Here is a 13340-nt window from a genome sequence, read left to right as displayed (position 1 = left end):
AGCTACTTTTTATTTTTTAATTTATACAAACTTAAAATTCGCTACGCTTGAGCGATGTATCGGCGAAACATTTCATATCGCCAACGATATATCCTCGTTACCACTTTRAKMAAYRKKYWRTAATTTTTAATTATATTAAAAATATAAAAAATACGAGCATTATTAACGATTTTTATTAATAATACTCGTATTTTTTTATCATATAACACTTTGTATATATAGCATTAATACATATATTTGCTTATGTATCTAATATAAGCTTTATTATAAATCACCTAATTCACTAGATATATCCATTACTCTTTTTCTATATACTGGATGTATAAAATATGGATTTATATCACACATAGGTTTCATAACAAATTGTCTTTCATGTGCTCTTGGATGAGGTATTAGTATATGCTCGTCATAAGAAATTATATCATCATAGAATATAATATCTAAATCTAAGGTTCTTGGTCCCCATCTTATTATTCTCTCTCTTTTAAATTCAGCTTCAATACTTAATAAAGTATCCATTAGCTCACTTGGTGTTTGTAATGTATTAATTTCAAATACACAGTTTACAAACTTATCTTGATTTTCATATCCTACTGGATCAGTAGTATAAAAATTAGATACTTTTGTAACTATACAATCTTTTCTTTCATCTATTTTAGCTATAGCTTCTTTTAAAGTTTCTTCTTTATCACCTAAATTAGCTCCTGCAGCTATATAAACTCTACTCCATTTTCTTTCAAGTTCAACTGCTACATGTTCCACATGTTTTCTAGTTGGAGCCCATGGCTTTACTAGTAATAATTTAACTTTTTTTACTAAAGGATAATTAAGAAGTACGAATTCACATATTTCTTCTGCTGCTTTTTCTATTAAATCATAAGATGTTTTTGTAAATTCTTCTTCCACTTTTTGAGCTAACTCTCCGTAGTGTACTGTTTTTGTTAAGTCATCAGTTTTACCAGCTTGACGAAGGTCTACATCTAACTCAAAACTTAATACAAATTTTTGTCCTAAAACTTTTTCTTCAGGTATTGCACCATGAAACGCAAATATTTCTAAATCTTTTATATATATCTTATCCATTAAAAATCCCCCTTAGGTGTATATACTATAATAGTAATATATCAATATATGATTTTCTATATTTCATTTATTATTGGCTAATTTCTGTATATCTCCTAAAATGCTTTATATAGATATACCTTCATCAATACCAAATAAATATATATATTTTTCTTTAACCTCTTTACCTGTAAGGTTTTTTATAACATCTGCATATAAATCTAATTGCTTTTTATATCTATTTATTACTTCTTCTTTATTTTCATCTGTTACAAAATCAGTTTTATAATCAACTATTACTATTTTTTCATCTTCTTCAAAATATGCATCTATAATACCTCTTAGCATTATACTTTCATCATCATAAAACTTTGAATTTTCTTCATCTATTAAATCTTCATATATATATACATCTTTAAGCTTTATTTGAGCATATATTGCTTGTTCTCGTTTTACAAAATTAGATTTTAACATTCTTTGTCCAATATTTGATTTAAAGAACTTATATATTTTATATGGATTTATAGCAGTTGATTGTTTTTCTGTTATAATACTTTTCTTTATAAAATCATTTATCTGTTCTTTTATTTCTTCCACTGTACTTATTTTATTAAAATCTAAAAGTTCCATAATTAAATGTACTATACTTCCTTTTTCTGCTCCTGTAATTTTATCTTCAGTTTCTTCTTGCATAAATAAAGGTTTTTTAAGTAAGATTTTATTATTGAATATATCTTGTGTTAATTCTTCTTCATAAGAATTTTGTATCTTTTTAATTTCTGTTACAGATATACTTGCAGGTTTTGTTGTAGAAACTTCGTACTTATATTTATAGTCTAATTTTTCTTTTATTTCATCATAATAAGAAGTCTGTGGACTATCTATATCTAAATTTTCCAAAGTTTCTCTTACACTTTTATGTTCTTCATCTTCTTTATTTTCAAGAGTTATATCTTCTTTGTACCAAATTTTAGTTTGCCATTTAGAAGGATGATTATCTATATTATCTAATTCTACTTCAACAATATCTCTAATATTTTCTAAATCTTTATGCTTTAAAACTGAAGGCATTATCCAGTCTAGATAGCTTTTACCTTTCAAAATTTTATATTTAGATATTGGTTGATTAGAGTCAATTCCATTTGACCAAGAACTTATACTTTTATTTATATCTCTAGATGATCCAGTTATAATTAATTTTTCTTTAGGTCTAGTAAATGCAACATATAAAACTCTCATTTCTTCCGATAAATTTTCTATGTTTATTCTACTTTTTAAGGCTTCTTTAGCTATACTTGGGTATGATATCTTTCTTTTATAATCTACTAGTTCTGGTCCATACCCTAACTCATGATGATATAGTATACTTTTTCTAAAATCTTGGTTATTAAAGTTTTTCCCCATACCCGAACATATAACTACAGGGAATTCTAGTCCTTTACTTTTATGTATACTCATTATTCTAACTACATTTGCATTTTCTCCAAGAGTTTTAGCACTGCCCATATCTGTATTTGACCTTTTTAACTTACTTATAAAGTTTATAAAGTTAAATATACCTTTAAAGCTTGTTTCTTCAAATTGTTTTGCTCTTTCAAATAATATTTTTAAGTTTGCTTGTCTTTGAGAACCACCTGGTAATGCTCCAACATAAGCAAAATATCCAGTTTGAGTATACAGATACCATAAAAACTCATCTGTACTCATATATAATGATTTTTCTTTATAATCGTCTAGCCTCTTTAAAAATTCTAAACATTTATGTGCAAGTTCATTATCTTGGTGACTGTAGTTTTCTAATGCTTCATAAAAAGTTCTTTTCTCATCCTCAACTCTTATATCAATAAGCTCTTCTGGTTTAAATCCACATATAGGTGACTTAAGTACTGCTAAAATAGGTATATCTTGCATAGGATTGTCTATAACCTGTAGTAAACTCATTATAGTTTTAATTTCGATAGTGTCAAAATATCCTACACCTATATCAGCATAAGTTGGTATATCCATATCCATAAGTTCATCAGCAAATACAGGCGCCCAAGCAGATGTAGCTCTAAGTAATATTACTATATCTTTAAATTCTACTGCTCTATAATCATCTAAATGTTTATCATAAACCATTTGTATTTTGCCATCTTCCCTTGGATGCATCATTTCTTTTATTATTTTACCAACCATTCTAGCTTCGATTTGGATATTATCTATTTCTTCTTCATCCTCATCAGATTCTTTTTCTTTATCATCTTTTGAATCATTTATAACTTGCTTAGTTTGTATTAAGTGTATTTCTGATGGTCCTCCGACTATAGCATTTTCATTTTCATTTTCTTTGAAAATTGCACCTAAGTTAAGTCTTTCATCTTCTGTATAATCAATATCCCCAATTTGTTTACTCATAGTATTTTCAAATATATAATTGGCACAGTTTACAACTTCTTCTCTACTTCTAAAGTTTTTATAAAGCATTATTTTTCTGTTTAATGTACCCTTTTCTGTATCATAATCTCTATATTTTTCTAAAAATATTTCAGGTTTAGCTTGTCTAAATCTATATATACTTTGCTTTACATCTCCAACCATAAATCTATTTGGAGTTTTTATTTTAGCAATATTACTTAAAAGTACTTCTTGTACAAAGTTACTATCTTGATACTCATCTATAAATATTTCATAGAATTTATCTCTGTAAGATAAAGCTATATCTGATGGAATATCATTACCATCTTCATCTTTTTGAATAAGTATTTTTAAAGCAAAATGCTCAATATCATTAAAGTCTATAATTCCTTTATCTCTCTTTTTATTACTATAAGCCTCTTCAAACTTAAGCACAGTTTCTGATATTGATTTTACTATTTTATATAAATATTTAATTTCTTCTTTTATATCATCATTTTCTTTTCTAAATACTGAAGAAACCATGTCTTGTATAGTTTTCTTAGCATTTTTTCTTATATTATCAGCTCTTTTTTTAATTTCAGTTATATATTCTGGAGCATCCTTTGGAACCTTCTTTACTCCTTTTACATAGTTTTCAAATTCTGCTAAAGACATAGCTTTAAATGTATCATTCCATGAGTTTTCATTGTCAGCATCACAAGCTTCTAATATACTTTTTATAGTTTGATAGTCACTTCTAAACTTTACTAAATATGTTTCTAATTCTTCTATACCTTTAAGTTCTTCTAATGACTTTCTCATACTAGATTCAATACCTTCTACTTCCATATATACTGTATCAAGTATTGAATTTGCCCATATAGACTTTGAAAAATCAAAATCATCATCTATATTAAATTGCTCCGCTGAATATTTTAACCATTCTCTAGGATCTGGTGATGCCATAGAAAAGTTATATATTCCTAAAATTATTTCTTGTAAGTTACTATCTCCTCTTTTTTCTGCATAACTTTCTACTAAATTTAAAAATCCTTCATTTTGTTCCACGTACAACTCTTCAAATACTTCTTCTATAGCTTCTTGCTTTAATAGTGTACACTCCGTTGTATCGCCTATTCTAAAGTTTGGATCTAGATTTATTTTGTGGAAGTTTGATTTTATAACCTCTAAACAAAATGAATGTATCGTTGTTATACTAGCTTTATTTAAAAGAACTAACTGATTTTGTAAATGACGATTTTCTGGATCTTTATCTAATGCCTTCCCTATAGCATCACCTATTCTTTCTCTCATTTCAGATGCTGCTGCGTTTGTAAATGTAACTACTAATAATTTATCTATATCAATTGGATTTTCTCTATCCGTTATCATTTGTATTATACGTTCAACTAATACTGCGGTCTTACCTGAACCTGCAGCAGCTGCTACTAATAAATTTGAATTTCTACTATCTATAACTGCTTGTTGTTCTTTTGTCCATTTAGGAGAACTCATTACTTTATCTCTCCCTTCATCATTCTTATTATCTCATCATCACTTTTTTTATTTATTATCTTATATTTATTATCTTTTAAGCTACTATCAAATTGACAAATTGATGAGTATTCACAGAATTCACATGAATTTTTATCTTTATTTTTATAAGGTGATATACTTATATTTCCATCAAACATATCTTCACATATATCTTTTATAGTTTCTTTTACATATTTTCTTATTACTTCAAATTCTTCAATACTTACACCTTTTGTATTTTTACCTAAGCTACCATCTTTATTTAAACTAGCAGGTATAATTAAGGAAGTAGCTTTTTCTCCATTAGCAAGAGATTTGTCCATTTCTTTGATTATATTAGAATCTTTTATAAGTAGTCCTTGCATTTTTAACTTTTTAAGTATTTCTGTTCTGATTTCATCGTCTTCTTTATTTTCATCAAATTTAGCTATAGGGTCATCGATTGATGAATATAGTATTCCAGCAGGTTTTAATCCAGCATCACTTTCTAATATTGCATCTAGATAAACTAACAGTTGAAGTTGTAATCCATGATATATATCAGTTAAGCTTAAATCTCTCTTACTAGATTTATAGTCAATTATTCTTATATATTTTCCTTCTTCATTTTTAAATTCATCTATTCTATCAATTTGGCCTCTTAAATTTATTTCTTCTCCACTAGTTAGTACTATTTTTATAGGTGGATATTTTCCATATACTCCAAAGTCAACTTCGTAATCACTAGGTTCAAATGATCCTTGCTTTATTTGTTCACTTATTATAGTTATTGCTGATATTAACATATTTTTTAATCTATATGCTAAGTATCTATATCTTGAAGAACTCTCTAATATATATCCAGGAATTTTTGATACTATGTTTTCAACTATTCTTGATACTTGTTCTATTATATAATCTTCATTTATATTTCTCCAAGTTAGATTATCTTTTTCCATATTCTTAGAGAATGTGTCTAATATATTGTGTATAAATGTCCCTAAGTCTGGAGCTGTAAATGAGTATTCTTTCCTTTCCTTTGCTTTTAATCCATATTGCATAAAATAAGCAAATGGACATCTTGCATATGTTTCAAGTCTTGAAACACTAAGTGCTTTATTATCATATAATTTCTTTATTTTTTCTTCTTCAACTTTTTGAACTTGATTTGTATATGTTAAGCCAGTTATAACTTTCTTAGCTATTTCTTTATACTCTTCATTATTCATATAATATCTATATACATCTAACCAAATATCATTAATTTCTTTGCTATCATCAAACTCTTTTATTTTATTTATAAGCTCATTAAATGTTGGTGCTTTAGTACTTATTTTGTTTAAAGCATCTTCATCTGAATTATTATGTTCTTCTATTAAGTAACTTTTATTATCTATATTAGGGAATAACTTTTTTAATCTAGATATTATAACAGATGGTCTTAAAGTTTTGCCTTCATGATCTGCTATAGGATAAGTTATTATTAAATTTTCACTAGTAGAAGTTAGTGCTTTATAAACTAAGAACTGTTCTTCAAATGTTCTTGTTTTACTATCTATATCTACTTCCACTCCATTTTTTCCTAGACTTTCTCTATCATTATCACTTAATAAACCATTATCTTTAGCTATCAATGGGAATATTCCATCATTTGTACCTATTAAATAAAGATATTTTGTATCAGAATTTTTCATTCTATCTACACTACTTACAAGTACTTGATCTATACTTGGGGGAACTAATCCTAATTCATATTCATCAAATCCTAAGCTTATTAATTTTACAAACTTATCTAATGATATATTTTCATCTCCCATTATTTCTACCATTTGATCAAGAATTTCTACCACTATATTAAATACTTGAGAGTATTGATTTGCTATATCCAGTTCTCCCTTATCTTTAAAATTAGATATTAAATTTTCTATAGTAGTTTGCATATCTATATCTATTAGAAATTCATATACATATCTACATATATCTCTTACCTTATTTTTACCACTTAACTTTTCTTGTAATGATATTATAGGTCTTAGTACCTTATTTTTTATTTCATTTACTCTTTCCCTTACTTCGACTTCATAATCATTTTCATCAGATATTATATTATGGTATAGTCTATATTCCCACTTATCTTCAAACCATTTCTTACCCTTTATTCCGTTAGCTAGTACATAATTTTCAAGTAAGCTTATATCATCTTTACTTATACCTATAAGACCACTTTTTAGATATCTAAACATAGTTTCATAACTATATCTTCTATTTTTCATTTCAAGAGCAGATATAATAAGAACTATTATTGGATTTGCTTTCGCTTCTCTTTTTTTATCTATAAAGTTAGGTATTTTATATTCATTAAATATAGAATGAACTAAAAAATCATATTTATTTAAATCTCTAGTAGCAACAGTTATATCTCTATATCTTATTCCCTTATCTCTTACTAACTCTACTATTTCTTTTGCAACTTCTTCTACTTCAGAATACAAATTATTAAATTCTTTTATATGTATATTTTTAGTTTCTCCTTCATACACTTTATATGGATAAGAATTATAGTTTCTTTCTAGATGTTGTAATTCCTCACTATTTTTAAATCTAGGTAATATTTCTTTATTCAAGTCTATAGAAGGCAATAATTTTATACCTTCTTCATTGCAAAGCTTAATTATTTTTCCATATGTAAATTTAGTTCTAGAAAAAGCATCACTTTTGTTATAAGTTAATACTGAAGGATTATCTACAGTTAAGGATATATTTACTTCTTTAGCTTTATTAAATATAGTTCTTAATACCCTGTACTGATTTGGTGTAAATCCAGTAAATTCATCTATGTATATATAAGCATCTTTAAAATAATCACAACTATCTATCTTTTGAGCTAATGAATTTAATATATCTTGAGAATCTACATAATTTTCATGTAATTTTTCTTCAAATGATTTATATATCTTACTTAAATCATTTAATTTTAATTTTAAAGTTTCATTATCAACTTCTTGTGATATCTCTTCTAGTTTTTGATAACTTATATTATATTGTTTCATTTCACTTATAACTTCAGATATTGAGTTAACAAATCCAGGTTGAGATGCTGATTTTGAAAATATCTGAAGATCATTACTAGCACTTTCTATAGCTTTATAAGTTATCATTGCTTTACCACTAGAGTTTATGTTAACATCTGTTAACCCTCCTACTTTAGAAAAAACTACATCGCTCATAGTTTTAAAACTTAATACTCTAGCTCTTAAATATTTATCCTTTTTATCTCCTATGAATAATTTACTCATTCTTTTTTCCATTTCAAATGTATATTGTTCTGGAACTAAAAGAATTACAGGAGATGTTTCGTTATCTTGAACTCTTTCTCTTATTTCTTCTAGCATATAGGTAGTTTTTCCGCTTCCACCTCTACCAACTATGAACTTAACACTCATATCCGTCCTCCTCAAATATGCTATAATTTACATCTTGCTTATTACATAACTTATTAAATTCGCAATATTTACAATGCTTATCATTTTTAATAAGTTCATACTTATAATTATCATCTTCTTTATAATTTGTATTTTTTATCATATCTATATATCTAGATATATTATCTATATTAGCTTTATGCTTTTCTTCGCTATATAAAATTTCTATTGGCTTATTATCATATTGTGGTTGATAGTATTTCATTTTTATATTTTCGTATTTTATATTTAAATTAAATATTTTACAAACTACTTCTTTTGCTAATAACATATAAATTATAGTTTGAATTCTATTACTTACATTTTTATATTCTAATTTTACATTCTCCGTTTTCCAGTCCCATATTTCTATATTATCTTTATCAATAATTATTAAATCGTACTTTGCAGTTATTATATTTCCATCTAAATTTAGTCTTACTTCATATTCTGGAAGATATATTTTACTATCTTCATCATTCATAGGAAATAAATTTTTTATTTTTTCTATCCATACTTTAAATTTAGGATTAGTATTTTCATTTATACCCATTGGTATATTACTAAAATATCTTTCACATAATAAATGAAATTCACTTCCTACTTTTAAACTATCGTAATATTCTCTACTTTCTATATCATCATACTTCCAATTTATTTTATCTATATACTTATATTTAAACTTTTTAGGACATGATTTATAAGTATTAATTGAATTTTGACTATAGATAAAATATTTTAGTTTATTATTCAAAACTTATAACCTCTCTTTATTTTAAGCTTTTATACTTCGTCTTTGTTGTATATGCTTGTCTAATTCATTTATATATATTGATGGTTTTTGTTGTTTATTTTTCTTTCCTATATCAATTTCATCCTTATATGAACTACAAGATAATATTAGCATTTCTTTAGCTCTTGTTATTCCAACATATAATAATCTTATCTTTTCATTTATTACATCTATTCTACTTTGATGCATATAATCTATATCACAGCTTTTATTTAAAATTTTATCTATTTCTGATTTAACTATAGCTATAGGATTTTTATATCTATCTTTTAAATACCATCTATCACTTTGAAATTTTTGTTTAGTATTATCAGGGAAGTTGTACTCTACAAGTCCTAATAAAAATACACAATCCCACTCTAAGCCTTTTGATTTATGATAGTTACATACTGTTATGCTTCCAGGTTCTGGTTCATATCCACTCATTTCATATACTACATCTATGATATAATTAAATACTTTATTTTTTGTATTAGATATTATTTCATAAACATCTATAAGTGACATATTTATATTTTCTAGTGATAAGTATTTTATATAGAAGGATACATAGTCAATAACGGCTCTATCTTCTTTTTCTAATTCTAACTTTTCTCCAATAAATAATATTAATAAGTCTAGTCTTGTTATAGGATATTCAAGTATTTCTTTAATGGCACTTATACCTTTTATATATCCTTGATATACATCACTATCTTTATCTATTATTAATGATTCCTTGTATTCATTATATATAAGTTCTTCTGTTGAATATTTTTTTATTAATTCTAAAAAATCTAATTTACCTAACTCATTATCTGTATGTATAAATACTTTATCTAAAGCTATTATAAGTTTTTCTATATCATCACAATTTAATATAAAGTCTATTATATATGATATATTTGTTAACATTTTTCTTTTATTTAAAGCGTTAGGTCCTAGCTCTTCAAACTCTAAGTTATTGTCAGTTAATACTCTTGCTACTTGGGTGATTTGATCATTATATGGAACTAATATACCTATACTTTTATCAGGATATTTTTTATTTATATTTTTAGCATATAGTACTGTTTTTTCAATTTCTTCTTTCCAAGTAGTATATTTTTTTGTATTTATACTATAAAGTTTAGGCTTTGGATTTTCTTTATATCCTCTATTATCTGGAACGGTCTTTATATCCATATCTTCTAAAGCTTCTCTGCATTCAATTTGGTTAAACTCTGATGTAACATATTTAACAAGTCTATTTGCTAAATCAATAATATCTTTAGAACTTCTATTAGACATATCCATTCTAAAACAGTTGTCAGCATCTTTTATGAATTCCTTAAAGTATTTTGGATCTGATGATGAAAATGTTCCAGTTATACTTTGGTTTACATCTCCTACTCTTACTAAATTATTATTTTCTTTAGATATTAGCTTTATTATTTTTCCTTGTATTTCATTTGAATCTTGGCATTCATCTTCAAATATATATTTATACCTAGATTGGAATTTATTTCTTAAATTTTCATCTAAAGTTAATGCCCTATGAGCTAATATCAATATATCATCATAATCTAAAAGCCCATATTGCTTTAATTTTCTATCATATTCTTTATATATAGGTAATATTATTTTTAATATTCCTCTATAATCACTATCTATTATATTCTCTAAATCTAATGGTGAAACATCATTATATTTTAATTCTCCTATAGCATTTCCTATAAGGTCATAAAATCCATTCTCCCAAGCATCTATCATTCTATCTTTCCACTCATTGTCTTTTTGATCTTTTAAAAACCATAAAAATGCTCTTTGACCACCATTTTGTTTAAAATTACTTATACATTCATTTAATATTATATTTTTTTGTAAATCATCAGCTATATTAAATTCTTCACTTAACATAACTATTTCTGGTTTTTCCTTTATTATTTTTACTGCTAAACTATGTATCGTCATAACTTCATATGAATTTTCTTCTTTTATTTCATTCTCTTGTAATATTTTTTTTATTCTTCCTTTAAAATTATTTACTGCACTGTTCATATAAGTTAAAATAAGTATCTTTCCGCCCTTATGCTTATTTTCACATAATAACTTAGCAACTAAATTTGTAACTATAAATGTTTTTCCTGCTCCTGGTACTGCAGGAACTGCCATTGTACCTTTTTCATAAGATATAATAGGTATTTGGTCTTCTCTATAATTTATATTATTCATTACATCTCTCCCTTAGATACTAATTTCAATAATATACTATATAGTATACTTTCTTGTATATATCCATTTACGCTGTATTCACTTTTATATGCATATACTTCTTTTGCATCTAAAAGTAAATTATATATCATATTATATAAATAATACTTTTTATAGTATTCTTCCATATCATTTGTATATATTCGATTTTCTTTGAATGACTTTCTAAGTACTATAAAGTTACTTATATCCTTTTCTATTTTCATATTCCAAGCATTACTTCCTATATCTACCCAAATTTGTATAGGCCTGTCTATACWRTACGATAGATATGAGTATGGGGTAGTAATAATAATATTATCTGAGTTTTTTAAGTCCATAATATCTGATACTCTATAATAATCATTTATAGTACTCTTAAGTACTTCTATAAATATTTTACCTTCATTGTTTTCTTTATTAAGTCCTAATACTTTTATATTTTCTATAAATGCTTCACTTTCATAAATTATGTTTTTGCAAGTATCTACATTATCTATTCCATCTTTAAGATTTAACATTTTATCTATATAGAACTTTATTAAAAACTCACTAGTTTTCAGATTTTCACTTTTTTTAGATAATATATATTCTTTTAAAGCTTTATACTCTATATTTTCTTCTCTATTTCTATAGATTTTATATGCTTTTATTCTATTTACATCAAATAATATTTCTATAAAACTTATATATTCATCTTCCTTTATGTACTCTTCACACCCATAAAATATGCATGCTGCAACTACTAGGGCATTTGAATATGGATAATCTACTATCTTATTATGTTTTTTTGTATTAAATACACTTATTTTATTATCATTTAAAATCTTTTTAATTTGATAGTCTAATATAGTATTATTTATTGGAGATATAATAGCTATTTCATTTAATTTTACACTCTTAGCTACAAGCTCTATAACTCTCTTTGCAACCTCATCAATCATTTCATTATATAATTGACTAGACTCATTTAAAATAACTTTACTAGGTAATAAATAAATATCTGATAGTTCTGTATTATTTCTACTTACATTTTCATTACTATCTTTAATTTTATCTATTATATTTTCATAAATATAGTCTATATCTATATTATTAAATACTGAATAATCCTTTTTTTCATTAAAATAAATATATGTATCCATAGTATAATTTGATAATAGATTTATGAAATCAACCTCAGCATTACTACTATTTTCTAGACTATCTATTATAAGATATTTAAACTTTTTACTTAAATAATTTTTATATCTATCATCATTTAATAAATAGTTGTTATATAAATATATAGCTAGTGAATTGTCTAACATAGAATTTTCTAATAATCTACTTATATAGTAATCTACTATTTCATCCATCTGACTATAAGAAAATCTCATTAAATTATCTCTATTTTTCTTAGATAAATAAATTTTTTCTCCTATAGATTGAAAATCTATTAAAGCTAATGCTGCTTTGTTTATATTGTTATTTATGCTATTTGAAATACTTCTATTTGTCGCAGTAATATCTTGAAAATATCCATTAGCATTTCTTTCTTCATTTACTTTATTTATTATTATATATTCTGAAAGACTACTTGAAATAAATGTAGGTAATATAGATTTATTTTTAATTTGATCGCATTTTTCAGTAATTAAAGGCCAAAACTTTATTATTTCCCTTTTTATAAATCCAATATATGTAGTTATATTCAATGATTCACTAATTTCTATATCTAGTTCTCTTTCATATCTTAATTTTGTTGTGCTATTTGGAACTATAAGAATTATACTTTCAGATCTATTATTAACTTCACACAATAATTTTTTATATAAATCAATAATGTTCTTTTCTTTAATTTTATTTGAATTTTCTTTAAATAAATGTATCATTAAACACCTCTATTATTTATTATCATATTGTAATTATATCATATT

6 protein-coding genes are annotated in these 13340 nt (G+C 24.9%); all 6 read right to left on the bottom strand.

Annotated elements, in window-relative coordinates:
- Window positions 1–264: 264 nt before the first annotated feature.
- Window positions 265–1083, bottom strand: coding sequence for a 2-amino-4-hydroxy-6-hydroxymethyldihydropteridine diphosphokinase (gene folK, locus G3997_RS01590; RefSeq protein WP_296647035.1), 819 nt, complete (start codon window positions 1081–1083; stop codon window positions 265–267).
- A gap of 105 nt (window positions 1084–1188) precedes the next feature.
- Complete coding sequence (addA, locus tag G3997_RS01585) at window positions 1189–4956, bottom strand: helicase-exonuclease AddAB subunit AddA (RefSeq protein WP_296647031.1); 3768 nt, start codon at window positions 4954–4956, stop codon at window positions 1189–1191.
- Entirely contained in the window at window positions 4956–8399 is a 3444-nt protein-coding gene (addB, locus tag G3997_RS01580) for a helicase-exonuclease AddAB subunit AddB (RefSeq protein ID WP_296647026.1), read from the bottom strand. Before addB ends, addA begins: the two co-directional genes overlap by 1 nt.
- On the bottom strand, window positions 8389–9171 hold the full coding sequence (locus tag G3997_RS01575; RefSeq protein WP_296647023.1) for a PD-(D/E)XK nuclease family protein: 783 nt from the start codon (window positions 9169–9171) through the stop codon (window positions 8389–8391). The genes addB and G3997_RS01575 overlap by 11 nt, the downstream gene beginning before the upstream one ends.
- A 21-nt stretch (window positions 9172–9192) precedes the next feature.
- A complete protein-coding gene (locus tag G3997_RS01570; RefSeq protein ID WP_296647020.1) occupies window positions 9193–11403 on the bottom strand; it encodes an ATP-dependent helicase in 2211 nt (736 codons plus the stop codon).
- Window positions 11403–13295, bottom strand: a complete 1893-nt coding sequence (locus tag G3997_RS01565; protein ID WP_296647015.1) for a hypothetical protein — start codon at window positions 13293–13295, stop codon at window positions 11403–11405. The genes G3997_RS01570 and G3997_RS01565 overlap by 1 nt, the downstream gene beginning before the upstream one ends.
- Between the last annotated feature and the right edge of the window lie 45 nt (window positions 13296–13340).

It is taken from the genome of Romboutsia sp. 13368, assembly GCF_018336475.1.
Lineage (GTDB): Bacteria > Bacillota > Clostridia > Peptostreptococcales > Peptostreptococcaceae > Romboutsia.
Note: the sequence above shows the minus strand (reverse complement) of the source record. Positions and strands in the feature narration are given on the sequence as shown.

Coding starts and splice junctions, on each gene's coding strand:
- folK (WP_296647035.1), bottom strand. CDS start 1,083: ATGGATAAGATATATATAAAAGATTTAGAAATATTTGCGTTTCATGGT.
- addB (WP_296647026.1), bottom strand. CDS start 8,399: ATGAGTGTTAAGTTCATAGTTGGTAGAGGTGGAAGCGGAAAAACTACC.
- G3997_RS01570 (WP_296647020.1), bottom strand. CDS start 11,403: ATGAATAATATAAATTATAGAGAAGACCAAATACCTATTATATCTTAT.
- addA (WP_296647031.1), bottom strand. CDS start 4,956: ATGAGTTCTCCTAAATGGACAAAAGAACAACAAGCAGTTATAGATAGT.